Annotated in this window: 25 protein-coding genes and 1 riboswitch; of the genes, 16 read left to right on the forward strand and 9 right to left on the reverse strand. The window is 72.8% G+C overall.

What is annotated here, in order from left to right; translation table 11 throughout:
• Positions 1-245 precede the first annotated feature (245 nt).
• Positions 246-845, forward strand: coding sequence for a MerR family transcriptional regulator (locus tag ABGB12_RS11200; RefSeq protein ID WP_347676702.1), 600 nt, complete (start codon positions 246-248; stop codon positions 843-845).
• Positions 846-927: 82 nt separating this feature from the next.
• Here ABGB12_RS11200 and ABGB12_RS11205 read toward each other — a convergent pair whose 3' ends face one another.
• On the reverse strand, positions 928-3,336 hold the full coding sequence (locus tag ABGB12_RS11205) for a lysylphosphatidylglycerol synthase transmembrane domain-containing protein (RefSeq protein WP_347676704.1): 2,409 nt from the start codon (positions 3,334-3,336) through the stop codon (positions 928-930).
• A 183-nt stretch (positions 3,337-3,519) separates the two neighbouring features.
• Positions 3,520-3,615, forward strand: a riboswitch (glycine riboswitch).
• A 140-nt stretch (positions 3,616-3,755) separates the two neighbouring features.
• Here ABGB12_RS11205 and gcvP point away from each other — a divergent pair.
• From gcvP to ABGB12_RS11220, 3 genes are all read left to right on the forward strand, one after another.
• Positions 3,756-6,626, forward strand: coding sequence for an aminomethyl-transferring glycine dehydrogenase (gene gcvP, locus ABGB12_RS11210; protein ID WP_347676706.1), 2,871 nt, complete (start codon positions 3,756-3,758; stop codon positions 6,624-6,626).
• Between the two features lie 105 nt (positions 6,627-6,731).
• Entirely contained in the window at positions 6,732-7,514 is a 783-nt protein-coding gene (locus ABGB12_RS11215; protein ID WP_347676708.1) for a tetratricopeptide repeat protein, read from the forward strand.
• Between the two features lie 79 nt (positions 7,515-7,593).
• Entirely contained in the window at positions 7,594-8,151 is a 558-nt protein-coding gene (locus ABGB12_RS11220) for a flavin reductase family protein (protein ID WP_347676710.1), read from the forward strand.
• A gap of 161 nt (positions 8,152-8,312) precedes the next feature.
• Here the strand turns inward: ABGB12_RS11220 and ABGB12_RS11225 are convergent, their stop codons facing one another.
• Complete coding sequence (locus ABGB12_RS11225) at positions 8,313-9,266, reverse strand: exonuclease domain-containing protein (RefSeq protein ID WP_347676712.1); 954 nt, start codon at positions 9,264-9,266, stop codon at positions 8,313-8,315.
• 192 nt (positions 9,267-9,458) lie between these two features.
• On the opposite strand from ABGB12_RS11225, the gene ABGB12_RS11230 reads away from it, so the two are divergent.
• The gene (locus ABGB12_RS11230; protein ID WP_347676714.1) at positions 9,459-9,830 is read left to right on the forward strand and encodes a group 1 truncated hemoglobin; all 372 of its coding nucleotides are present in this window, start codon (positions 9,459-9,461) and stop codon (positions 9,828-9,830) included.
• 41 nt (positions 9,831-9,871) lie between these two features.
• On the opposite strand, the gene ABGB12_RS11235 is transcribed toward ABGB12_RS11230, so the two are convergent.
• Both ABGB12_RS11235 and ABGB12_RS11240 read right to left on the reverse strand, forming a co-directional pair.
• On the reverse strand, positions 9,872-11,134 hold the full coding sequence (locus ABGB12_RS11235) for an isoprenylcysteine carboxylmethyltransferase family protein (protein ID WP_347676716.1): 1,263 nt from the start codon (positions 11,132-11,134) through the stop codon (positions 9,872-9,874).
• Positions 11,131-12,021: a hypothetical protein gene (locus ABGB12_RS11240; RefSeq protein WP_347676718.1), complete on the reverse strand. Its 891-nt coding sequence runs from the start codon at positions 12,019-12,021 to the stop codon at positions 11,131-11,133. Before ABGB12_RS11240 ends, ABGB12_RS11235 begins: the two co-directional genes overlap by 4 nt.
• 105 nt (positions 12,022-12,126) lie before the next feature.
• Between ABGB12_RS11240 and ABGB12_RS11245 the strand changes: the two genes are divergently transcribed.
• From ABGB12_RS11245 to ABGB12_RS11255, 3 genes are all read left to right on the forward strand, one after another.
• Positions 12,127-12,750, forward strand: coding sequence for a TetR family transcriptional regulator (locus ABGB12_RS11245; RefSeq protein WP_347676720.1), 624 nt, complete (start codon positions 12,127-12,129; stop codon positions 12,748-12,750).
• Between the two features lie 107 nt (positions 12,751-12,857).
• A complete protein-coding gene (locus tag ABGB12_RS11250; protein WP_347676722.1) occupies positions 12,858-13,148 on the forward strand; it encodes a hypothetical protein in 291 nt (96 codons plus the stop codon).
• Positions 13,149-13,242: 94 nt separating this feature from the next.
• Positions 13,243-14,223: a phosphotriesterase-related protein gene (locus ABGB12_RS11255; protein ID WP_347676723.1), complete on the forward strand. Its 981-nt coding sequence runs from the start codon at positions 13,243-13,245 to the stop codon at positions 14,221-14,223.
• Between the two features lie 56 nt (positions 14,224-14,279).
• Here the strand turns inward: ABGB12_RS11255 and ABGB12_RS11260 are convergent, their stop codons facing one another.
• Together ABGB12_RS11260 and ABGB12_RS11265 are read right to left on the reverse strand one after the other, a co-directional pair.
• Positions 14,280-14,906, reverse strand: a complete 627-nt coding sequence (locus ABGB12_RS11260) for a PaaI family thioesterase (protein WP_347676724.1) — start codon at positions 14,904-14,906, stop codon at positions 14,280-14,282.
• Between the two features lie 95 nt (positions 14,907-15,001).
• Positions 15,002-16,231: a CoA transferase gene (locus tag ABGB12_RS11265; RefSeq protein WP_347676725.1), complete on the reverse strand. Its 1,230-nt coding sequence runs from the start codon at positions 16,229-16,231 to the stop codon at positions 15,002-15,004.
• Positions 16,232-16,299: 68 nt separating this feature from the next.
• On the opposite strand from ABGB12_RS11265, the gene ABGB12_RS11270 reads away from it, so the two are divergent.
• Both ABGB12_RS11270 and ABGB12_RS11275 read left to right on the forward strand, forming a co-directional pair.
• Positions 16,300-17,352, forward strand: coding sequence for an enoyl-CoA hydratase/isomerase family protein (locus ABGB12_RS11270; protein ID WP_347676726.1), 1,053 nt, complete (start codon positions 16,300-16,302; stop codon positions 17,350-17,352).
• A 98-nt stretch (positions 17,353-17,450) separates the two neighbouring features.
• Entirely contained in the window at positions 17,451-18,044 is a 594-nt protein-coding gene (locus ABGB12_RS11275) for an alpha/beta family hydrolase (RefSeq protein WP_347676727.1), read from the forward strand.
• Between the two features lie 64 nt (positions 18,045-18,108).
• On the opposite strand, the gene ABGB12_RS11280 is transcribed toward ABGB12_RS11275, so the two are convergent.
• The gene (locus ABGB12_RS11280) at positions 18,109-18,312 is read right to left on the reverse strand and encodes a DUF5999 family protein (protein ID WP_347676728.1); all 204 of its coding nucleotides are present in this window, start codon (positions 18,310-18,312) and stop codon (positions 18,109-18,111) included.
• Between the two features lie 304 nt (positions 18,313-18,616).
• On the opposite strand from ABGB12_RS11280, the gene ABGB12_RS11285 reads away from it, so the two are divergent.
• The 3 genes from ABGB12_RS11285 to ABGB12_RS11295 are packed head-to-tail and all read left to right on the forward strand — an operon-like array spanning position 18,617 to position 21,200.
• Positions 18,617-19,327, forward strand: coding sequence for a (Fe-S)-binding protein (locus tag ABGB12_RS11285; protein ID WP_347676729.1), 711 nt, complete (start codon positions 18,617-18,619; stop codon positions 19,325-19,327).
• Positions 19,324-20,586, forward strand: coding sequence for an LUD domain-containing protein (locus ABGB12_RS11290; RefSeq protein WP_347676730.1), 1,263 nt, complete (start codon positions 19,324-19,326; stop codon positions 20,584-20,586). Before ABGB12_RS11285 ends, ABGB12_RS11290 begins: the two co-directional genes overlap by 4 nt.
• Positions 20,583-21,200: an LUD domain-containing protein gene (locus ABGB12_RS11295; RefSeq protein WP_347676732.1), complete on the forward strand. Its 618-nt coding sequence runs from the start codon at positions 20,583-20,585 to the stop codon at positions 21,198-21,200. Before ABGB12_RS11290 ends, ABGB12_RS11295 begins: the two co-directional genes overlap by 4 nt.
• A gap of 6 nt (positions 21,201-21,206) precedes the next feature.
• Here the strand turns inward: ABGB12_RS11295 and ABGB12_RS11300 are convergent, their stop codons facing one another.
• Positions 21,207-21,767: a TetR/AcrR family transcriptional regulator C-terminal domain-containing protein gene (locus tag ABGB12_RS11300; RefSeq protein ID WP_347676734.1), complete on the reverse strand. Its 561-nt coding sequence runs from the start codon at positions 21,765-21,767 to the stop codon at positions 21,207-21,209.
• A gap of 167 nt (positions 21,768-21,934) precedes the next feature.
• Here ABGB12_RS11300 and ABGB12_RS11305 point away from each other — a divergent pair, with 167 nt between their 5' ends.
• The 3 genes from ABGB12_RS11305 (at position 21,935) to ABGB12_RS11315 (ending at position 23,477) form a co-directional block, all read left to right on the forward strand.
• Positions 21,935-22,324 carry a plectin gene (locus ABGB12_RS11305; protein WP_347676736.1) on the forward strand — a complete coding sequence of 130 codons (390 nt, stop codon included), beginning with the start codon at positions 21,935-21,937 and terminating at the stop codon, positions 22,322-22,324.
• A gap of 178 nt (positions 22,325-22,502) precedes the next feature.
• Positions 22,503-23,156 carry a hypothetical protein gene (locus ABGB12_RS11310; protein ID WP_347676738.1) on the forward strand — a complete coding sequence of 218 codons (654 nt, stop codon included), beginning with the start codon at positions 22,503-22,505 and terminating at the stop codon, positions 23,154-23,156.
• A 72-nt stretch (positions 23,157-23,228) separates the two neighbouring features.
• On the forward strand, positions 23,229-23,477 hold the full coding sequence (locus tag ABGB12_RS11315) for a hypothetical protein (RefSeq protein WP_347676740.1): 249 nt from the start codon (positions 23,229-23,231) through the stop codon (positions 23,475-23,477).
• Positions 23,478-23,497: 20 nt separating this feature from the next.
• Here the strand turns inward: ABGB12_RS11315 and ABGB12_RS11320 are convergent, their stop codons facing one another.
• Positions 23,498-23,992, reverse strand: coding sequence for an NUDIX hydrolase (locus ABGB12_RS11320; protein ID WP_347676742.1), 495 nt, complete (start codon positions 23,990-23,992; stop codon positions 23,498-23,500).
• Positions 23,993-24,046: the final 54 nt, after the last annotated feature.

Consider the following 24,046-nt stretch of genomic DNA (forward strand, 5'->3'; position numbering starts at 1 on the left):
TTCTCCTCGAATCCCGAAGGTCTCGTCCGTTTCCGCCCCCGGTGACCGGGGGTAGGGGGGAGAAGGGGACGGCAGGCTGAGCCGTTTGCGCCTGTGAAGCCGGATTAATCCGCTCTGCGACGCGCCGACGGTGAACGTTGACCCTGCCCTGACCGGCACCTACCGTGCTGGTGGAGCACTCGTGGGGAAATTCCGGCAAACCCCCTTGCCGGATACCTGGGAGCTGACAGAAGCCGGAGGTCCGCGTGGCGGTGAGCAGCGGCGAGGACAAGGTGGACCGTGAGCGCCGGCTCGCCTCTCGGCAGGCCGGTGAGCAAGGCCTGCTTTTCGACAGCGCGGTGGCCATGCCTTCTGAGAACGTCGGCTACCGCGGCCCCACGGCCTGCGCGGCGGCCGGGATCACCTACCGCCAGCTCGACTACTGGGCCCGCACCGGGCTGGTCGAGCCGAGCATCCGCCCGGCGCACGGCTCCGGCAGTCAGCGCCTGTACGGCTTCCGCGACATCCTCGTCCTCAAGGTCGTCAAGCGACTGCTGGACGTTGGAGTCTCGCTCCAGCAGATCCGCGCCGCGGTCACCCACCTGCGGGACAGGGGAGTGGAGCACCTGGCCACCATCACCTTGATGAGCGACGGCGTCAGCGTCTACGAGTGCACCAGCGCCGACGAGGTCGTCGACCTGCTCCAGGGCGGCCAGGGCGTCTTCGGCATCGCTCTGGGCCGGGTCTGGCAGGAGGTGGAGGGCAGCCTGGCGAACCTGCCCGCCGAGAACGCCGAGCCCTACCTGGAGGCCCGCCCGGGCCGGGACGAGCTGTCCGCCCGCCGCCGCGTCCGCAAGACAGGCTGAGCGCGGACGGAGGAGTCCCTCTTCCGCCCGCGGACTTGCCTTACTACGTAAAGGCCGCGGGCGGCGGCATGCCGCCGCCCGCTCAGAGCGCTTCGCGCCGCTGGAGATAGGTGAAGGCGGCCCATCCCGGCAGCACCGGCAGCCAGAACGTCAGCAGCCGGAACAGCAGCACCGCCGAGGTCGCCGTCTCCGCCGACAGCCCCGCCACCGTCAGGCCCAGCGAGAGCGCGGCCTCGACCGCGCCCAGACCGCCCGGAGTGGGCGCCGCCGAACCCAGCGCGTTGCCGGTGAGGAACACCACCGCCACCGCCGTCCAGTCCAGCGAGGCGCCGAACGCCCGGATGGAGAAGTCAAGGCACAGCACGAACGAGACGGTCAGCAGCAGCGTGCCGCCCAGTCCCGTGGCGACCTTGCGGGGGTCCTGGAGCACGTCCAGCAGCCGGGGGACCACCCCGGAGAACATCTGCTTCAGCCTGCGGAGCACCAGCCGCCGGACCGGGCCGATCGCGGCCGCCACCACCGCGGCGGTGGCCACCGCCAGCAGCACCAGCACCACGGTGCGGGACGGGGCGAAGTCGGCGCCCATCCCGCCCGAGCCGGTGAGGAAGCCCAGGACGACCAGCAGCAGGATGTGCACGCCCAGGCCGATGAGCTGGGAGGCGCCCACGCTGGCCACGGCCGGCCCCGGCCGGATGCCCGTCCGCTGCAGGTACCGGGTGTTGATCGCCACCCCGGTGACCGCCGCGGGCGCGACGAGCTTGACGAACGAGGCGGCGAGCTGGACCAGGACCGTCCGGCCCAGGGGCAGCCGTTCGGGCACGAAACCGATGACCATCATCGCGGCCGCCACGAACGACATGCCGGACGCCAGCGCCGCCAGCGCCGCCCAGCGCCAGTCGGACCGGGTGATCAGCTGTCCGACGTCGACGTCGGACAGCTGGGACAGCAGGAAGTAGGCGCCGGCGGCCCCGGCGACGATGCTGATGATCGTGCGGGGCCGGAAGCGCTCGAGCCGGACGGGCGCGACCTCGGTCTCGGGCCAGAACCTGAGGATCTCCTCGCGCAGGGCGCTCAGCAGGTGCTTGTCGCGGCGCAGCGCCGTGCGGGTGCCGCGGGAGAGCGCGACCTTCTGCAGCAGCGGGACGATCGCGCCCAGCGCAGGGGCGCCGATGACCGAGGAGGCCAGGTGCACCGCCCGCTCCGCGCCCACCCGCAACGCCAGGGTGGTGAGCAGCTGTGCGTGGTCGAGGCGCAGCAGCAGGTCGCTCGCCGCGGTCTCGCTCCGGCTGAAGCCGACCAGCCAGGGCTCGCCCCCGGAGACCATGATCGCCATGTTGTCCAGGCTGCGGTGCGCGATCCGGCGGTGGTGCAGCAGCTCCAGCTGCCGCCACAGGCCGACCATCAGCTCGTCGGTGAGTTCCTCGTCGGGTAGGTCGGCCAGGAGGGCGCCGTCCAGGTGCTCGTAGGCCAGCAGAGACGCCTCTGTGCCGACCTCGGCGGTGGCCAGCAGCCGGGGGGTGCGGACCTGCGCGGTGAACGCCGCGTAGGCGGCCAGCGACTCCTGTTCCAGCGAGCGGCGCAGCGACCGCACGGCGCGGCGGGGCTGGTTGGCCCGCAGCCGCAGCCCGCGCCAGACCCGGTAGAGCAGGCCTGAGGACTGCTGGTCGCGGTCCAGGACGGTGACGTCCAGCCGCTGTCCCGGCAGCTCGACCAGGTAGCGGCGGTGGTCGAGGGTGCCGTCGTCGGCGCGGACCGCCCTGAGCGGATGGAAGCCGAGGCGGCGCAGCACCTCCACCACGGCGGTGCCGGCGGGCCGGGGATTGGGGGTGCCCAGGCCGTAGAGCGTCAGGTAGGCGACCAGGCTCCCGATGAGGAACGTCGCGACCATGCCCAGGGCGGTGGAGTAGCCGGCGACCAGGGAGGCCAGCGCGGCCAGCGCGAGCGTGCCCCACATGGCCAGCTGCCAGCGGGGCCGTCCGCCCAGGCGCACCGCGACGGCGTAGGCGATCACCGGGGTGAGATCGGACTGCAGCGGGGGAGTGCCGGCCCTGGTGAAGCCCAGGACGTCGGTCAGATGGCTGGGCCCGGCCGCGGCGGCCCAGCCCTCGATGGCGAAGTCCACGGCCAGCGCGGCCACCGCGGCGCACAGGCCGAGCAGCACGCGGATCACGTCCCGGCGCAGGATGCGGTCCAGGGCGAACGCGACCGGGACGGCCAGGACGCCGAAGCCGGCGGTGAGCCCGGCCAGGGTCAGCAGGAAGTGCGGCGCCTGCTCGGTGCCGCGGCTGATGTCGGTCTCCAGGCCGGTGGTGGTCTGGGTGGCCAGAGTGGGAAGCAGCAGGAGCAGGCCGAGGCCCGCCAAGCAGGCCAGGGCGCGGAACAGGGTGCTCGGGTTGCGGATCCGCCCGGGCAGGGAGGGTTCTTCGACCACCGCTCCCGGCACGGGGGACGGCAGGGGCTCCAGGGCCGCGTCGCCCTGTGTGCTCGTCACGCTTTACACCGTCCTCCTGGTTCCGGTAGTCCCCAAAGGTTAGTCCGTCCATGACACTGCGTGATCATGTCGGCCGCGGGGGGACTTTCGACGGGTCCCGGTGGTTCCGGAACAGCTAGATCCTCCCGTGCCGGGGCCGTCTGCGGGAGGGGGGCAGCCCACCGGATAGACTGATCGTGCTGTCGACCCCGTGCGGGAGAGACTCCGCGCAAGCCGGCGCGGAGCGCCGAAGGAGCAACCTCCCCGGAACCTCTCAGGCAAAAGGACCGCATGGACGAGGCGTCTCTGGAAAGCGGGCCGTGCGGCTCCACCGAAGGTGAAAACCCCGCCGGGGTGAAGCTCTCAGGTTCCATGACAGAGGGGGAACGAGGATCTCGGGATCCTTCTCTTTTCCCTTCCGCGCTCCAGGAGGCTCGTCCATGACCGCGCAGTTCGACTTCTCCGACCGTCATATCGGGCCGTCCGCCGACGAACAGGCCAGGATGCTCGCCGCCGTCGGGTTCGCCGATCTCGACGCCCTGAGCGAAGCGGCGGTGCCCGCCGCGATCCGCACCGGCCGCCCGCTGGACCTGCCGCCCGCGCTGAGCGAGACCGCCGCGCTGGCCAGGCTGCGGGAGCTGGCCTCCCGCAACACCGTGCTCACCTCGCTGATCGGCCTGGGGTACCACGGGACGGTCACCCCGGGCGTGGTCCTGCGCAACGTGCTGGAGAACCCAGGCTGGTACACCGCCTACACGCCCTACCAGCCGGAGATCTCCCAGGGCAGGCTCGAGGCGCTGCTGAACTTCCAGACCGTGGTCTCGGACCTGACCGGGGCGCCGGTGGCCAACGCGTCCATGCTGGACGAGGGCACGGCCGCGGCCGAGGCGATGGCGCTGGCGCTGCGGGCGACCCGCCGCAAGGAGCCCGGCGTGTTCGTGGTGGACGCCGACGCGCTGCCCCAGACGATCGAGGTGGTGCGGGCGCGGGCGCTGCCGCAGGGCATCCCGGTGGTCCTGGCCGATCTGGACGAGGGCCTTCCGGAAGGGGAGATCTTCGGGGTGCTGGCCCAGTACCCGGGCACGTCCGGGAAGATCCGCGACCTGCGGCCGGTGATCGAGGCGGCGCACGCCCGCGACGCCCAGGTGGTCGTGGCCGCCGACCTGCTGGCGCTGACGCTGCTGACCCCGCCCGGGGAGCTGGGCGCGGACATCGTCGTGGGCTCGGCGCAGCGGTTCGGGGTGCCCTTCGGGTTCGGCGGCCCGCACGCCGGCTACATGGCGGTCCGGCAGGGCCTGGAGCGGCAGCTGCCGGGACGGCTGGTCGGGGTCTCGGTCGACGCAGACGGGAACCAGGCCTACCGGCTGGCGCTGCAGACCCGCGAGCAGCACATCCGCCGCGAGAAGGCGACCTCCAACATCTGCACGGCGCAGGTGCTGCTGGCCGTCATGGCGTCCATGTACGCCGTCTACCACGGCCCCGAGGGCCTGACGCGGATCGCGCGGCGGGTGCACAGGATGGCCGCGACGTTCGCCGCGTCGATCAAGGCCCAGGAGGTCGAGGGGTTCGAGGTCGTCCACGAGCACTACTTCGACACCCTCACCATCCGGATCCCCGGCCACGCGCCGGCCACGGTGGAGGCGGCCCGACGGGCCGGGTTCAACATCCGCCTGGTGGACGACCGGACGATCGCGGTGGCGTTCGACGAGACCACCACCGAGGAGCACCTGCAGTCGCTGCTGGAGGCGATCGAGCAGCGCGGGTTCCGCCGCGCGGTCGCGCTCGCGGACCCGGCCGGGCAGGCGGAGGCGCTGCCGGAGGGCCTGCGCCGCGCCAGCACGTTCCTCAGCCACCCGGTGTTCCACTCCCACCGGTCCGAGACGGCGATGCTGCGCTACCTGCGCCGCCTGCAGGACAAGGACATCGCGCTCGACCGGTCGATGATCCCGCTGGGCTCCTGCACGATGAAGCTCAACGCGACCACCGAGATGGAGCCGATCACCTGGCCGGAGTTCGCGGACATCCACCCGTTCGCGCCGATCGAGCAGGCCGCCGGCTACGTCGAGCTGATCGGCGAGCTCGAGGCCTGGCTGGCGGAGATCACCGGATACGCGAAGGTGTCGGTGCAGCCGAACGCCGGGTCGCAGGGCGAGCTCGCCGGGCTGCTGGCGGTGCGGGCCTACCACGAGTCGCGTGGCGAGGGGCACCGGAACGTCTGCCTGATCCCGTCCTCGGCGCACGGCACCAACGCGGCCAGCGCGGCGATGGCCGGGATGAAGGTGGTCGTCGTCAAGTGTGACGACGAGGGCAACGTCTCCCTGGACGACCTGCACGCCAAGATCGAGAAGCACGCCGCCGACCTGTCGGTGATCATGGTGACGTACCCCTCGACGCACGGCGTGTACGAGGAGACGATCACCGAGGTCTGCGCCGCCGTGCACGCGGCGGGCGGCCAGGTGTACGTGGACGGCGCCAACCTCAACGCGCTGGTCGGGCTGGCCCGTCCCGGCGAGTTCGGCGCGGACGTCTCGCACCTGAACCTGCACAAGACGTTCTGCATCCCGCACGGCGGCGGCGGTCCGGGCGTCGGCCCGGTCGCGGTCGGCGCGCACCTGGCGCCGTTCCTGCCCAACCACCCGCTGCGGTCCGAGGCGGGCCCGGAGACGGGCGTCGGCCCGATCTCGGCGGCCCCGTGGGGTTCGGCGGGCATCCTGCCCATCCCGTGGACCTACATCGCGCTCATGGGCCCCGACGGGCTGCTGCGCGCCACCCAGGCGGCGATCCTGGCCGCCAACTACGTGGCCCGCAGGCTCGCCCCGCACTACCCGATCCTCTACACCGGGCGGAACGGGCTGGTCGCGCACGAGTGCATCGCCGACCTGCGGAAGATCACCAAGGAGACCGGGGTCACCGCCGAGGACGTCGCCAAGCGCCTCATCGACTACGGCTTCCACGCGCCGACCCTGTCCTTCCCGGTGTCCGGCACGCTGATGATCGAGCCGACCGAGAGCGAGGACCTGGCCGAGCTCGACCGGTTCTGCGACGCGATGATCGCGATCCGGGCGGAGATCGACCGGGTGGGTTCCGGTGAGTGGGACGCCCAGGACAACCCGCTGCGCAACGCCCCGCACACCGCGGAGATGCTGACGGTCGACGAGTGGAAGCAGGGCTACGGCCGCCAGGAGGCGGCCTACCCGGTCGCCTCCCTGCGGGAGAACAAGTACTGGCCGCCGGTCCGCCGGATCGACCAGGCCTTCGGCGACCGGAACCTGGTCTGTTCCTGCCCGCCGCCGGAGGCGTTCGAGGACTGAGCCGGACTTCGTCCCTCCTGAGCTGAAAAGGGCCGTGTCGTCGCCCCGACGGCGCCGCCCTTTTCAGTAGGGTCGAGATCACTTCTCGAAGGAGGACCCTCCGCCATGACCCTGGCTCAGGCCCGCCTGCTGGCGGAGTCCGGTGATCTGCCCGCGGCCGCGGAACTGTTCGCCGCGGCGCTGGACGACCCCGCGCCCTCCGGCCGCGCGCAGGCGGCGCTGGGACTCGCGGTGGTCCTGGAGGAGCTCGGCGAGCACGACGCGGCGCGCGACGCCGACTGGACCGCCATCGAGACGGGCGACCCGGAGTACGGGCCCCGCGCCGCCTATCACCTCGCGCTCTCCTGCGAGCGGGCCGGGGACAGGGAGGCGGCCGAGGAGGCATGGCACCTGGTGGTCTCCTCCGCGCATCCGTCCTACCTGCCCGCCGCCTGCCTGGCCCTGGCGCAGCTCGCCGACGACGGCGGCGACGTGGAGACCGCGGTCGGCTGGTGGGAGAAGGTCATCGCGACCGGCGACGGCCAGTACGCGCCGGTCGCCGCCCACGACCTGGCCCAGCGGCTGCTGGAGCTGGACCAGACGGCCCGGGCCCAGCAGGTCCTGGCGGGGGCGTTGCGCGCCACGCCCCCGGAGGGCTACGCCTATGCCCGGCTGGCCGTCGCGATGGGCCTGACCCATCTGGAGCAGGCGATCGGCGCGTTCACCGCCGCGATGAACTCCACGAACGCCCAGGATGTCGCGCCTCTGGCCGTCGAGCTGCTGGCCCGCACCCTTCCGCTGCGCGGGCGGGACGGTGAGGCGGCGGAGGTGTGGCGGCGGGGCCTGGCCGATCCGCTGCTGGCCGAGCAGGTCGCCGTCCGGCTGCACCGCGAACCGCCCGCGATCTGATTTATCTACTTTGCCGCCCTCCTGCCGTTGAGTGGGAGGAGGCTATGGATTTATGGGTCTGCGGCATTACTGTTTATTTATGAGCATTCAGGCTAACCTCGCGCCCGAGGGCGCGGCGCCCACGCCGCTGGAGATGCGCAGGGCGATGGGGAGTTTCGCCAGCGGCGTCACCATCGTCACCGGCCTGCACGAGGACGAACCCGTGGGCTTCGCCTGCCAGTCGTTCGCCTCCGTCTCCCTGGAACCGCCGCTGGTCCTCTTCTGCGCCGACCACCGGGGCCGCACCTGGCCGCGGATCCGGGAGGCCGGCCGGTTCACGGTGAACGTGCTCGGCGAGGACCAGCAGGACCTGTGCGCCCGCTTCGGCTCCAGCAAGGGCGCCAAGTACGAGGGCCTGGACTGGGAGACGTCGAGGTGGGGCACGCCCTCCCTGCCCGGGGTCCTGATGCGGGTCCACGCCGAGGTCCACCAGGTGACCGTCGCCGGCGACCACGACGTGGTGATCGGCAGGGTGCTCGAGCTGGAGACCCCCGACAGCGGCCGTCCGATGCTCTTCTTCCGCGGCCAGTTCGGCATCCAGGACGAGCAGAACTGGCACATCCCCGACATGTGGGGCTGGGGTGACAGCTGGGGCTGAACCCCCGCCCCGATGCCGCGGTTCGCTTCCGCCCGCCCGGCCCCTGACCGGCCAAGCCCGTCGGGATCGGCGGAGGCGGCTTCACCGAACACACCTGGGTGCGCATGACGAAGCCCCCGGCCGCTCACGATGAGCGGCCGGGGGCTTCGCCGTGCGGGAGGTCACTCGCTCCCGTCGCGGGGTCGACCGGGTCCCCGCGAGGAACGGGAGTCGGCCGGTTCGCCCGGCGCGATCTCGTCGAGCAGCTTGAGGAACGTGGGCTCGTCGATGACGGGGACTCCTTCGGTCCTGGCCCTCTCGGTCTTGCCCGTCGTGCCGAAGGGGTCGTTGGCGACCAGGACGCTGGTCTGGCGGCTGACGTTGTTCATGACGTTCAGGCCCGCGGCGGCGGCACGGGTGGCCAGTTCCAGCCGGGGGAGTTCGGTCTCCCCGGTGAAGGCGACCTTCATGCCCTGGACGAGCTTCGAGGCCAGTCTTCCGGGGTTGCGGTAGGGGCAGCGGGCTTTGGGGATGCTCACCGGGTAGCGGGAGTCCTGCCGAGGCGGGCACGCGGCGAAAGGCAGTTCCACCCCTCGCTGGAGCGCGGCCTCCAGCGAGCGGCGCAGCACTCCCGAGAGCATCAGCGTGTCGCCGAGCGCGTCGTGCGCTCGGTGGCGGGTCACGCCGTAGTAGTCGACGAGCGTGGTGAGCTGGAGGTCGGGGGTGGGCGGGACGAGCCGGCGGTTGAGCTCGAGCGTGCACAGCCGTCGCCGCACCGGCATGACGACCGCCGCGCGGGCGAACTCCCCGGCCAGGAAGTCGTAGTCGAACCGGGCGTTGTGCGCGACCATGACCCGCCCGTGCAGCATCTCGGCGACCCGGGAGGCCACCTTGTCGAACGTCGGGGCCCCGCGCAGCCGTTCCGTCGTCAGCCCGTGGATGTGCACCGGCCCGGGGTCGACGCCCGGGTCCAGCAGCGTGGTGTAACGCCTGACCTCCCGCCAGTTGTGGTCGACCGTCATCACCGCGAGCGAGAGCACCCTGTCGCGGCCGGGTCGCAGCCCCGACGTCTCCACGTCGACCAGCGCCCAATCCTGTACATAATCCCCAGAAAGGGACATTGGTCGATCTTCCACGCGTCTGATGTTAGCCACAGGAAGCTCACTTTCGCCCCCTCTCCGGGCCTGCGGCGGACTCGAAATTCACCACACCGGGGAAGGGGATGTGCGCGGAGCGTTGCACGGGTGTTCCGCGCGGGCCGCTTCCGTTTAACAGGGGCTTCCTACGTTCGGTCCAGCGGACGGAACCGATCAGGAAGCAGGACGGACATGAGCATCTACGACGCGATCGGCGGTTCGGCGGCGGTCGGCGCCGCGGTCGACGACTTCTACGTCCGGGTTCTGGGCGACCCGGAGCTCGAGGGGCTCTTCACCGGCACGGACCTTTCCCGTCTCAAGTCCCACCAGCGCGCGTTCATCGCCGCGGCCCTGGGCGGCCCGGAACTGTACAAGGGCCGGGACCTGGGCTCCGCGCACGCGCACCTGGGCCTCGAAGACCGACACTTCGACGCCGTCGTCGGCCACCTCGCCGCCACCCTCGCGTCGCTGGGCGTCCCGGAGGAGACGATCGGCGAGATCGCCTCCGCCCTCGCTCCGCTGCGCGCGGACATCGTCTCCGGCGGCGATCGCCTGGCGGGCTGACCCGAGGAGCGGCCCCTCGATCGCCGCGGCGGGGGAGGCCGTCACCGGCTCCCGCCGCCTTCCCGGCCCGTGCCCGCCTCGGTCAGGGAGGGGCCCGCGCCGAAGGCGTCCGCGCACAGCTGGGCGAAGTGGCTGATGCCGGGCAGGAGCAGGATCCAGCCGAGGAAGGCCCAGCCGAGGGTGAGATGCCCGGCGGCGTGCGCCCAGGCGGCGACGCCCTCGACGCGCAGGCCGTCGGCCCGTTCGTAGGTCATCCGGCGCAGGCCCGACGGGTGGTCCTCGGCGGGCCTGACGGCCAGGGCGGTCGGAGAGCGGCGGCGGAGCCAGGCGGCGACCGGATCGCAGCGGCCGCAGGAGTGCGCGATCCAGACGGCGGCGGATGGCATTCCGGGGTAGGGGCGGATGCGCGGGAACCAGGGCCGGACGGCCGAGCGGTAGCGGTTCCACGCACGGCCGTGCAGCTCGCGTAGCTGGACGTCCTCGTGCCAGGCGGCCAGGCCCGCACTGTAGGAGACGGCGACGACGGCGCCGAGGAGGAAGTACGGGTCCAGGAGGCCCAGAAGCAGATAGACGACGGTCATTCCCAGCTGCATCGGATTGCGGACGTAGGCGTACGGGCCGGTCGTCACCAGACGGGTCGGCGGATCGTAGGGCAGGGGAGTGCCCCGGCCGACGCGGGCGAACTCCCAGACCGCTGCGGCGGTCAGGGCCGCGGGCGCGAGCATCAGCTGCGCCACCAGGCCGAGTGCCCAGCCGGGACGGTCGGGAACCCGGCTCAGCAGGACCGGCAGGACGACCATGAGTCCCACCGACAGCACGGCCTGGAGCACCACGCGTGCCATGAGGCGACGGCCCGCGAGGGTCCACCGGGCCAGCAGGAGCCCTGGCACCAGGGACACGGCGACCGCGACCGCCTCCCCGGTCAGCCAGGAACCGTCCAGCACCAGGACCGGCCCGCCCAGCGGCATCACCGCCAGATCGATCCACACGGCGGCGCCGACCACCAGCGGTAGCGGCGGGCGGTGGCGCAGGGCCAGCACCGCGACCACGCCCCACAGCACCGCCCAGCCGAGCAGCAGGTCGACCGGAATCCCGGAGACGGTTCCGCCCTCGGCCTCGAACGACCACCACCCGACGTGCAGGGCCAGGGCGTTGACCCCCGCCAGCGCCAGGGCGTTCCAGCCGGCGCCGAGGATCAGGGCGGCGGTCTCCCGCCGTCCGGGCGGCCGGTACCAGAGCATCGCCACGGCCGCCAGGACGGGCGCGAACAGTGTGATCCCGCGGACCAGCGCCGGGTCGGTCATGGGGTGGCGCTGCCGGTGAAGGTCTCGGCCAGGTAGGCGGCGGCCTCCCGCATGCCGTACCGCTGGACGGGCCCGAAGTACCAGGCGGGGTCGAACGTCCGCCGGTACCGGAGGGTCACGCTCAGCCGGGTTCCCCGCCAGTGGAACTCGGCCTCGGTGAGGTCGAGCCAGCGGGCCAGCGTGGTGTCCCGGGTGATCGCGAAGACCGCGAGGCCGGGTTCGCGCCGCACGACCGTGAGGTCCATGGACCGGGGAGTCGGCCGTGCGCCGAGCCCCAGGGACGTGCGCGGGGTGAAGTCGATGTGCCGGACGTCGCCGGGTTCGAGCCCGGAGCCCTCGGCCCGCACCGGCCGGGGGAACTTCAGCCGCAGCAGCCTGGAGCGCACCGGGCCGAAGTCCGGCGCCACGGCGAGTGCTCGCTCCAGGTCGGTCCCGTCCGGCGCAGTGCGGGTGACCGTCACCTCGTTCCCGCGTGGAAGCGAGACGGCCGTGCCCTCGGCGCACAGCAGCAGCGGGACGATCAGCAGCGCCTGCATGCCCCTTCTGCGGCGGTCCCTGTCGATGGACACCCCCATGATCGTGCCGCACAGGTAGAACAGCGGAGCCGCGATGACCAGGCAGACGACCCCCTCGTCGAGCAGCGGTCCGGCCAGGGCGAGCCCGACGGTGATGGCGGCCGTGATCGTGCCGAGCGTGCTGCGCGGCCGGGCCGTGGCCACGACGGTGAGCGCTATGAGCGCGGGGATCCCCACGTAGAACAGCGCGGTCTGCTCCAGCTGCCCGGCTTTGAGGATCCGGTAGGCGAGCATCGCGGCGAACAGCGCGGCCACGACGCCCAGCAGGGTGCGCCGGGCGGAGAGCCGCCGCTCGGGATCGGGAACGACCATGGGGGGCACCTTCGTTCATCACTTAGTTTAATCGTTCGGTTTAATCGAGTGATTAAACCGTATGATGAACCAACCGGGGTCTGTCAACTGGGAGACTGGGGGACCGTGAGCAAGCAGAGCAGCGCGGAGACCAGGGAGCGCCTCATCGAGGCCGCCGCGCAGACCCTGCGCACCGAGGGGTACGCGGGCACCAGCGCCCGCACGATCGCCAAGGCCGCGGGCTGCAACTCGGCGCTGGTCTTCTACCACTTCGGCGGAGTCGACCCCCTGCTGCTGGCCGCGCTCGACCACTCCTCCGCCGAGCGCATGGCCGCGCACCGGGAGGCCGCCGCCAAGGCCAGGACCCTCGAGGAGCTCGTCGAGGCGGCGATCACCATCTACCGCACCGACCTCGAAGGCGGACACATCACCCTGTTCACCGAGCTGGTCGGCGCGAGCATCGCCCGCCCCGAACTCCGGCAGGAGATCGTGGCCCGGGCCGAACCGTGGATCGAGTTCGTCGAGCAGACCCTGGACCGGGTGATCGGAGGCTCCCCGCTGGCCATGCTGATGCCCCCGCGCGACCTGGCCTACGCGGCCGTCACCTTCTACCTGGGCGTCAACCTCTTCACCCACCTGGACGCCGACCGCACCCGCACCGAGGCCCTGTTCGGCCTCGCCGCCCGCGTGGCACCCCGGGCCAGGCTCCTCACCCTGAAACTCCCCCTCCGCCGCGGCAAGGAGTCCTGAGCCGGAGGGCGGTCCCGGCGGAGGAAAGAGAAGCCCTTGCGATCCGGTGGCGCCTACTGTGGAAAGCGTGGCCGGTGACCTCCACCCCCGAAGGGAGACCCCGATAGATGCCCGCCCTCACCTCGGCTGAACGCGAGTTCGTCGACCACTATCTGGCCGTCGTGGATCTGCTGGGCCGGATCAACCCGGCGAACGCCGAGGCCACCTACGGGGCGCTGCGGGCCGCGCAGGCGCTCGTCGGGGAGGCCGGAAGACTGCGCGACGCGCTGGAGACCATGCTCGAGCGAGGGGAGAAGGAGGTCTTCGGCGACGCCCTGATCCAGGTCATCAGGGAACTGGACGGCCAGCGCAGGACGGAACGCCTGGCGTTGCCGGACGAACACCCCTCATCCGGCTGATCTTTCCTGGCGGCGCGGCCTGCGGAAATGGTAGAACGGCAGCCCGCACGAGGCACCGGCCTCGATCGCAGACACCCGACGAGGAGTCCCGCCCATGGCCCAGGTGAACACCGTCCTCGGCCCCGTCGACGACGGGGAACTGGGGCGTACCTACGTCCACGAGCACATCTTCACGCTCACCGCTGACGTGCAGGACAACTACCCGGGGGAGTGGGGAAGCGAGGACGAGCGGGTGGCCGACGCGGTGGAGCGGCTGCGGGCGCTGGCCGCTCAGGGGGTGCGCACGATCATCGACCCGACCGTTGTCGGGCTCGGCCGTCATATCCCCCGCATCCAGCGGGTGGCCGCGCAGGTGCCCGAACTGAACATCATCGTGGCCACGGGCCTGTACACCTACAACGACATTCCGTTCTTCTTCCGCTACCGGGGGCCGGGGCTGAGCGAGGTCCTGGGGATGGACGTGCCCGACCCGATGGCCGACATGTTCGTCCGGGACCTCACCGAGGGGATCGCGGACACCGGGGTGAAGGCCGGGATGCTCAAGTGCGCCATCGACGAGGAGGGCATGACCCCGGGCGTCGAACGGGTGATGCGCGCCGTGGCCGCCGCCCACCGGCGGACGGGCGCCCCCGTCACCGTGCACACCCACCCCGGCAGCCGCAGCGGTCTGGAGGTCAAGCGGCTCCTGTGCGACGAGGAGGGCGTCGACCCCCGGAAAGTCGTGCTCGGGCACAGCGGCGACACCTCCGACTGCGACCACCTCGCCGAACTCGCCGACGCCGGCTTCCTGCTCGGCATGGACCGCTTCGGCCTCAACCTCGACACCACCTTCGAGGCCCGCGCCGAGACCGTGGTCGAGATGTGCCGCCGGGGCTACGCGGAGAGCATGGTCCTCTCCCACGACGCCTCCTGCTACATCGACTGGATCGACCCGGACGTCCTGCCCTTCCTCCCGCAGTGGAACTACCTGCACATCGAACAGGAGGTCCTCCCCTACCTCAGGGAGAAGGGCGTGACCGAGCAGCAGATCACCGCGATGCTCGTCGACAACCCCCGCCGGTTCCTTCGTCCCTGAACGGGCCCGTCCCGGCAGGACGGGCCGTTCTGATGTCCGGGCTCACCTCGGCGGGATCACTGCTGCCCGGCCCTGAGGGCGATGAAGAGCCCTTCCGCCTCGGCGCAGAGGGTCTCGCCGTGGTAGAGCGCGCCCTTGATGAAGCGCTTGCGCCCCTCCTCCCGGAGGAAGGAGACCTCGAAGCGCAGGTCGGCTTCGACGGGGGTGACGGACCGGTAGTCGACGTGGAGGTAGGCGGTCCGGGCGGGGACGCGGCCTCCGCTGTTGGACATGCGCCCCAGGACCGAGTCGAAGAACAGGGGGATGGCGCCGCCGTAGACGGCTCCGTTGCGGCCCAGGTAGTAGCGGCCGAACCGGATCCGCCCGCGCATGTGGTCGGGTCCGGAGGAGTCGAAGCGGATGACGGGGATGAGGGTCTGCGCGCGGCCCGGCACGTCGAGGCGTCCGACGATCTGCTCGCTCTCGGGCACCTGGTGGGCGCGGAGCTCGGCGTTGAAGAGCTCGATCTGGCGGAGCATCTCCTTGGTCAGCTCGGGGGGAGCGACCGAGCCGGTCATCAGGTCGTTGAACTCCCGCAGGGCCTCGGCGAGCCGGGGGAGGTCGGGCCCGCCGCGGTCGGCGGGCAGAGGGGTGAGGTTCCAGTTGGGGTTGCCTCTGACCCCGAGGTCGGACGTTTCTGCCATGGCAGATTCATATCTGACTCACCGGTAACTCCGCTGCGCCGGGGTCGGGCCGCGGCCGACGCGCCACTCGAAGGAGGCGGCGCCGTCGGAGCGGATCAGGGGAGGGGGATGCCCAGCTCGCGCAGGACATCCGAGGTGTCGGCGCCACTGCGCGGGGCGGGCCCGGCGGGGCCTTCGCGCGGGGCGGGATCGGCGACGGGGACGGGGCCTTCGTCGGTGTCGACGACCCAGCCGCCGGGGACGGCCCGCGCGGCGGCGCTCGGGACGGGCGGGCCGTCCGGGAGGGTCAGGGCGACCACGTCCGCCATCGACAGCTCCCACAGGACACCCGAGCCGTCGGTCGGAGCGGTGGCGGCCAGGACGGCGGCGGTCAGCCCGGTGAGGGGGTCGGCGAGCGCGTCGCCGCAGAAGACCGGTCCGGCCCCGTCCCAGGCGAGCAGCCCGGCGCAGGCGGCGACGTCGTCGCCGAACCCGACCCGGTCCTCGGCGCGGCCGTACGCGGTGATGGACACCCAGGTCTTCCCCGCGGCCACGGCCTCCCCGGCGTCCAGGCCCCACCGGGCCAGCGCCCGGGGGCGGGACGCCTCGATCACGATGTCGGCGGCTTGCACCAGCTCCGCCAGCGCGCGGCGGCCGGACGGCGTGGCCGGATCCAGGACCACCGACCGGTGCCCGGAGTGCAGCAGGTCGTAGAAGGCCTGGTCGCCCTGCCGGGCCCCGTCGGGCCGGGTCGGCGTCTCGACCTTGACGACCCGGGCCCCGGCCAGGCCCAGGAGGTGGGCGCACAGCGGACCCGCCCACAGGGCGCTGAAGTCGACCACCAGTGCCCCCTCGAGCGGCCGGGGTGCGCAGGGAGAGGGCACGCGGGGCCGCGGCGGTCGGCGGACGGGCCCCGCGGCGACGCCCAGCAGGGCGGCGCGTTCGGCCAGTTCGTCCCCGGAGTGCGAGGCCAGCCAGCGGGTGAGCACCGTCCACAGTTCCCCGCCGGGCTCGGCGAAGGCCAGCGCGCCGAGTAGGGTGGGATCGTCGGGGCGGGCGCAGGAGACCGCGGCCCAGCCGTCGGCGGTCGGCAGCAGTCGGCAGCTTCCCCCCGCGGAGATCGGCCCGTGCCGGGAATGCCGGGTATAGGCGGCGCGCTCCGACAGGAGCCGGGGCCCGTCCACCCGTACCGGACGGCCGGTCCGCGCGGTGAGATCCGCCAGCAGCGCCGAAAGCTCGGCGGCCCGCTGGGCGGCGGTGCCGGGCGGCACCAGCGGCGGTCCGCAGGGGCGGCCGGTCAGCGCCACCACTCCGCTGCGCGCCCAGGCCGCGGCCCGCGCCGTCATCGGCTGCTCCGCATGAGCCCGACGATACACTCACGACCACTGGAAGATCGCTAACGGCGGGAGCGCAGATGAACGGTCCTCTCCTTCTGTCCGTCGCCGATCTGGCCGACGGCGCGGCCCACACCCGTGTCCTCGGCCCGGACGCGGCGCCGATCGATCCCCTGATCGGGATCGAGCTCGGCTCCGTCCCGTCCGCCGCGACCCTCTCCCGCGCCGCCGAGCGCGCCAGGTCCCACGACCGGCTGCTGGTGGGGATCCACGACGGGACGGACCTGCCGGAGGCGGCCCGGACCCTGTCGGCCTACCTCGACCTCACCCTGATCACGTCCGGCCGGTCCCTGCCCCGCCCGTACGTCGGCGTCGACGATCCGAAGGCGGCGCTGGGCCGCCTTTGGGAGGCGGCGTCCGCCAATCCGCGGGCCGCCTTCACCCTCGGCGGGGTGCTGCGGGCGTCCGCCACGCTGCCCGTCGCCGAGGCCCTGGACGTGGAGTCCTTCGCCTACTCCACGCTGCTGGCCGGTTCGGAGTTCTCCTCCTGGCTCACCGGACGGGGAACCGTCGACGCGCCGCCGGAGGTGACGGAGCCGGTCCGGCTCTCCCGCGACGGCGATACCCTGCGCCTGACGCTCAACCGTCCCGAGCGCCGTAACGCCTACGGACGCCTCCTTCGCGACGCCCTGGTGGAGGGGCTGGCCATCGCCGAGGCCGACCCGTCGATCCGCCGGGTCCTGCTGGACGGCGCGGGCCCGGTGTTCTGCTCCGGCGGCGACCTGGCCGAGTTCGGGACCACCCCCGACCTCACCACCGCCCACCTCGTCCGCACCCGCGGGGGCGCGGCCCTGCCCCTGCATCGCCTGCGCGACCGCGTCACCGTCCGGGTCCACGGCACCTGTGTGGGCGCCGGCGTCGAACTCCCCGCCTTCGCCCGCACCCTCATCGCCGATCCCGGCACCACCTTCCGCCTTCCCGAGGTCGGCATGGGCCTGATCCCCGGGGCCGGCGGCACCGTCTCCCTGCCCCGCCGTGCCGGCCGCTGGCGCACCCTCTACCTGGCCCTCACCGGGCTGGAACTGGACGCCGCGACGGCTTTGTCCTGGGGCCTGGTCGACCGCCTGGCCTGACCGGCCCTGTCTCCGTCCGTCCGGCACGGAGCGGCGGCCCGCCGCTCCCCGGGGCACCCCGGATGCGTCCGCGCCCGGAGGGCTGGGAGCATGGACGCATGGAGATCGAGACCGTGGCGGGGCCGGCGGCGGTCGTGGTCGACGAGGCGGAGGGGGCGCGGCTGCTGGTCGTGCTCACGCACGGTTCCAACGGGAGCGTGGACGCGCCGGACCTGCTGGCGGTGCGGGAGGCCGCGCTGGGCCTGGGGGCGGTGGTGGCCCGGGTGACGCAGCCGTTCCGGCTGGCGGGCAGGCGGGCTCCGGGCAGCGCGGTCAAGCAGGACGCGGCCTGGATCGAGGTCGTCGAGTCGCTGCGGAAGCGCTACCCGGAGGTGCCGCTGGTGCAGGGCGGGCGGAGCAACGGCGCACGGGTGGCCTGCCGCACGGCGGCGCGCACCGGTGCGGCGGGGGTCCTGGCGCTGGCGTTCCCGCTGCATCCGCCCGGCAAGCCCGAGAAGAGCAGGGCGGATGAGCTGAGGGAGGCCGGTGCGCCGGTCGTGGTGGTCAACGGTGACCGCGACCCCTTCGGGGTGCCGGCGGAGCGGGACGCCACCGAGGTGGTGACGCTGCCGGGCGAACGGCACGACCTGGCGAAGGACCCCGCCCGGGTGGGGGCCGCCGTGGAGCCGTGGCTCCGGCGCTGGCGGGGCTGATCCGTACCCCGGCCGGGATCACCCGAACTGACTAGTCAGATCGGGCCCGGCCGTCGCCGCGGGCTCAGGCCGCGGCGTCGGCGTGCACGTCCGTCGGGCGGTGCGGCGCGATGATCCCCCCGTTGGGCAGCAGTTCACCGGTGTCCTCGAACACCACCACTCCGTTGCACAGGAGGCTCCACCCCTGTTCCGGGTGGCTGGCCAGGGTGCGGGCGGCGTCTCGGTCCGGGTCGGCGAACGAGGGACAGGACGGCTGGTGCGGGCACATCGGCGTGCCTCCGGTTCTCACACTCGATGGGTTTGTGTTCTCTGTCACGTTGGACGTGTACCAGTGTGCAACGGTTCGGGCTTTCAAGGACATAGTCCGATGGGACTGTTGTGGCGTGGTGTACGAACCAGTCGGCGAGCGGCGGATCGGCTCACCGGCCGATCGGCCCTGTGAGGTGGGCAAACGGGATAATTCACATTGAGTCGGGTCAGGGCCTCCTCATTACGGGGGAGATGGGATCGTCTCCCGGGAGACAGCCGCACCCGCGACCTACGATGGCCGTTCCCCACGAGGAAGGGCACGAGTGCGCGTCGCGTTGTTCGTCAGCTGTGTCAACGACGCCCTGTATCCGCGGACGGGCAGGGCCGTCGTGCGGTTGCTGGAACGTCTCGGACACGAGGTGGTCTTCGAGCCCGAGCAGACCTGCTGCGGGCAGACGCACTGGACCACCGGCTACCACCGGGAGGCCGAAGGACTCGCGGTGCGGTTCGCCGAGCTGTTCAGCCGCTACGAGACGGTCGTGACGCCCTCCGCGTCCTGCGCGGCCACCGTCCGCACCGTCCATCCGAGGCTGACGGGCGGCGCCCCGCCGCCGGTCCACGAGCTCACCGAGTTCCTCGTCGACGTCCTGGGCGTGACGGACGTCGGCGCCTGCTTCCCCCACCGGGTGGCCTACCACCCCACCTGCCATTCGCTGCGCGTGTCCCGGCTGGGCGACAGGCCGCTGCGGCTGCTGCGCGCCGTCCGGGGCCTGGAGCTGGCCGACCTGCCGGAGGCCGAGGAATGTTGCGGATTCGGCGGGGCGTTCGCGCTGAAGAACGCCGACACGTCGGTCGCGATGGCCGCGGACAAGGTCAGGCACGTGCGCGGGACCGGCGCCGACGTGGTGTGCGCGGTGGACGACTCCTGCCTGGCCCACATCGGCGGCATGCTCTCGCGGCTGCGCTCGGGGGTACGGGCCGTCCACCTGGCGCAGATCCTCGCCGCGACGGGAGCCGAGGGGGAGGAGCGATGACGCCCTTCACCCGCCCCGTGAAGTTCGCCGAGGCCGCGGGGGAGGCGCTGGCCGGACCCCGCCGCGATCCGCGTCCGGCCGCAGAGCGGCAGCGGCGGAGGGCCGAGGCGGTGGCGGAGCTGCCCGGCTGGGAGGACCTGCGCCGGGCCGGCGAGGAGCTGAAGGACCGCGCCCTGCTCGACCTCGGCACGCTGCTGGAACGGCTCGAGGACGCCGTCGTCCGGGCGGGAGGGAAGGTCCACTGGGCGCGGGACGCCGCCGAGGCCGCCCGCGTCGTCACCCGCCTGGTGCAGGCCGGAGGCCGGGAGGAGGTCGTCGAGCTCGCGTCGGCGGTCACCCGGGAGATCGGCCTGGCCGGGGCGCTCGCGGCCGCCGGGATCACCGTGCGCGGAGCGGAGCTCTCCCCGCGCGAACGCCTCCTCTCGGTGGAGACGGTCGTCTCGGGCGCACATTTCCTGGTGGCGGAGACCGGGACGGTGGTGGCGCTCGAGCCGGAGGAGGACGGGCGGATGTGCCTCGTCCTCCCCGAGACGCTGATCACCGTCGCGGGCATCGAGCAGGTCGTGCCGCGCCTGCGCGACCTCGAGGTGCTGCTGCAGCTCCTGGCACGGTCCTCGGGCGAGCGGATGAGCCCCCACACCGCCATGTGGGCCGGGACCACCGCGGGCGACGGGCCGCGGGAGTTCCACCTGGTCCTGCTGGACAACGGCCGCACCGCCGTGCTGAAGGACGAGGTGGGACGGGCGGCGCTGCGCTGCATCGGCTGCTCGGCCTGCCTGGACGTGTGCCCGGTCTACGGGCGGGTCGGCGCCCGCCCCTACGGCGATCTCCCCGGCCCGATCGGCGCGATCCTCACCCCGCAGCTGCGCGGGATCGAGCCCGCCTACGAGGCGTCCCTGCCGTTCGCCTCCACCCTGTGCGGGGCCTGCGCCGACGTGTGCCCGGTGCGCATCGACATCCCGGGTGTCCTGGTGCACCTGCGGGCCAAGGTCGTCGAGTCCCGCCGACGCCGTCCGGTGCCCACCCCCGAGCTGGCCCTGATGCGCGCCGCGGCCTGGACGATGTCCGACCGGCGCCGCTACGAGCGGGCCCTGGCCCGGCTCAACCGCTGGGGCGGGCTGCTGGCCAGGGGCGGAGGCGTCCGGGGTTTGTCTGGTTTGTCGGGTCTATCGATCCTGTCGGGCAGATGGACCGACGCACGGGACCTGCCCGTCCTTCCCCGCCGGACGTTCCGCGACTGGTGGAGGTCACGCCGGTGAACGCCCGCGAGGAGATCCTGCGCCGTGTCCGGGAGGCGCTGGGCCCGGCCTCCGGGGCCCCGACGCCCCGCGATCTTCCCCTGGACGGGCCCGCCCCGGCCGGCCCTCAGCCGGAGGCAGGGGACCTCGCGGCCCTGTTCGCGGAGCGGGCGGCCGAGCACGCGGGGGGAGGCACCACGGTGCGCCACGTGGGGGCGGACGGCCTGGGCACGGCCGTGGCCTCGGCGCTGTGGGCGCGCGGGGTCAAGCGCATCGCCGTCCCGGCCGATCTGCCGTTCGGCTGGCTGGCCGAGCTGCAGGGCGTCGAGGCGCTGGCCGACGCGCCCAGGCTGGAGACGGACGAGCTGGCCGAGACCGGCGGGGCGGTGACGGGCTGCGCGCTGGCCGTCGCCGAGACGGGGACGGTCGTGCTGGACGGCGGCAGGGCGCAGGGCAGGCGGGCGCTGAGCCTGGTGCCCGGCTACCACCTGTGCGTGGTGCACGCCGACCAGATCGTCGGCACCGTCCCCGAGGCCTTCGGGAGGCTGGGTCCGGACCGGCCGCTGACGTGGATCTCCGGCCCGTCCTCGGGTCGCGGCTCACGCGTCCTGGAACTGCTCATCGTGGAGGAATGAGCGGCTCTACAGCAGCGCCGTGAGCATTCCCGACAGCAGTACCTCGAGCCCGGCCTCGAACTGGCGGTCCCAGTCCACCGGGTAGGGCTGGGGGCTCTCCAGCCCCCGGACCTCCAGGGCGGCGTGGCCGATGAGGAAGGACAGCAGGGTGTGCGCGGCGGGCGCCGCGGCGGCCTCCAGGAAGCCGCCCAGCCGCAGCACCTCGGTCAGGGAGCGGGAGGTGGCGGCGAGCGCGGCGGGGTTGCGGCGGGTGACCAGCAGCGGCAGCACCCCGGCGTGCTCGACCAGCCGGGCCCGGTAGGCGTCGGCCCAGACGCGGATGCGGTCCCGCCAGTCCTCACCGGACAGGGGGCGGGTGTCGGCGGGCAGGACGGCCACGTGCGCGATCAGGCCGTCGAGCAGCTCCTCCTTGCCGCGAGGCAGGTGGTGGTAGATCGCCATCGCCTCGACCTGCAGGGAGTCGCCCAGCCGGCGCATGGTCAGCCGCCCCAGGCCCTGCCCGTCGACGATGTGCAGCGCGGCCCGGATGATGCGGTCGCGGGTGAGCGGTTCACGCAGGGTGTTCACGGTTGCCCCTCATCGGCTGTCCTGGTCGGCACCCTGTACCTTACTGCGTAAAGGCGCGCGGCGGAAACTCCTCGCACAGAAGCCGACACGAAACCTCCGGGCGGGGGTGCCGCTCGGCCCCGGGGAGCGTAGGCTGCGGGCCAGAACGTGAACGGAAGGGATTGAGAATGGTCTTCGGTCGACGCATCAGCCCGGAGGTCGCGGCGCAGTTCGCCGCCGACCGGGAGCTCGCCGCGAGCTATCCCGACCGGATCGCCGCGGTCGAGCGAGCCGAGGCCGCGCTGCGGGAGGCGCAGGCAGAGCACGAGGACCACGCCGAGACGCGGGTCCTGCACGGCGAGCTGGAGACGGCGCTGCGCGGCGCCATCGCCGCGGCCGAGGCCGCCGAACGGGTCGCGATGGGAGTGCGCACCTACGGTTCCACCAGGGCCGCCGAGATCTCTCGGCGCAAGGCGCGGGCGAAGGCCTCCGTCCGCCCCTACAGTGAGGAGCTGGACCGGCTGCGGACCGCCCGTGAGGCCCACAAGCTGAGCTTCCGGGCCCTCACCCGGGTCTAGTTCCGCGCCCTCTCGCGGGCGGGACGAGTGTGTTCCCGGCACGCTGTGCGCCGAGTGGCACAGCGGCCGGAACTCTGAGAATCTGACCTGCGCGCACGCGGAGGGTCGCGGAGGGTCACCAGCGTGACGAGGCACCCGGGCCGGCGGCACGGGCTCGGCGGGGGATGGGGGAGTGGACTTGGATCGCAGGCCGCCTGACGGGGACCGGGTGATGGAGTCCTACCGGGCGGGGGTCGCGGCCATCCGGTGGTTCGCCGCCCGCTGCCAGGACTGGGAAGCCCTCACCCCGTGCGCGGAGTGGCTGGCGATCGACCTGGCCGGGCACCTGCGCTGCGTCGCGGAGAACCAGCTGGAGTTCCTGCAGGACGCCCCCGACAGCCGGCTGGCCAAGCTCTTCGCCCAGGACATCGCGACCGCCGTCCTCATCCGCCAGCAGGCCCGCCAGAACGCCGCGGAACTGGCGGTCCTGCCGCCGGAGTCCGGGCGGGAGCGGATCATGTCGTTCACGGTGTCGGCCGACGCCTATCTGGACCTGATCCCCGACTTGTGGAACAAGACCCATCTGATCCACCGGGGCACCAAGTACACCGTCGGCGACCACGCGGGCTCGGCCAGCATCGAGTGGCACCTGCACGCCTGGGACCTGGCCAGGGCGATCGGCGAGGACTACCGGCCCGAGGACCCCGAGGTGCTGGTCGGTGCCTGGGCGTGGGGAGTGCCGCATCTGCCCCTGCGCCGGGAGGACGACCCGTGGATCCGGGTGCTGCGCTCCTCCGGGCGCTCCCAGGAGTGGAGCAGGGAGAACCCCGTCCGGGCGCGTCGCCGCGGGTGAGCCGGGGCCCCGCATGACCGGGACGCCCCCGGGGTAGACCGCTCGAGAGTCTTCTTCGGGGGGAGTTCCGTCATGGGCAGGTGCGAGGTCTGCGGCAACGACTACGAACTGGCGTTCGAGGTGCACACGCAGGGGGCGGTGCACGTGTTCGACAGCTTCGAGTGCGCCATCAGCCGGCTGGCGCCGATCTGCGAGCACTGCTCGTGCAGGGTGATCGGCCACGGGGTGGAGGTCAACCGGCACTGGTACTGCTCGGCGCACTGCGCCCGGGCCAGTGATCCGGCCGCCGCGGAACTGATCCGCGACCGCGCCCCGGCCTGACCGGGGCCCGGGAGCAGCGGTCAGGGGGTGCCGGGCCGGGGGGCGGGCACTCCCGGGTGCGTCCCGTCCTCCAGGTAGACGGGACGGTCGCCCGCGGCCAGGATGGACGCCAGGCGGCGGGCGATGTGCGGCGGGGCCAGGTCCGGGATCTGTGCCGGGGGGACCAGCCGGTGGTCGGAGAGCTCGTCGGGCGGCAGGACGATCCGGGCGACCTGCTCGGCGCTGATCCGGCCGGCGAAGACCCAGACGTTGGTGGCGTCGATCTCCCCTTCGGGCGGGGCCCAGTCGAAGCAGGCGATCCCGTCGAGACGGGGGACGAGCCCCAGCTCCTCGTGGCATTCGCGCAGGCAGGCGGTGAGGGGCGACTCGCCCTGCTCGATCACCCCGCCGGGCAGGAACCAGCCCGCCTTGTAGGTGGGTTTGACCAGCAGGACGCGGTCGAGTTCGTCGAGGAGAAGGGCGGAGGCCGCCCCCCGGGTGCGGGGAAGGGAAGCGAAGTACTCGGCGTCGGACATGTCTTGACCCTAGGACAGGAGCGAATCGAGCGCTGCTGGTCGGACCACTTGCTG

It is taken from the genome of Actinocorallia sp. B10E7, from assembly GCF_039871655.1.
Taxonomy (GTDB): Bacteria; Actinomycetota; Actinomycetes; order Streptosporangiales; family Streptosporangiaceae; genus Actinocorallia.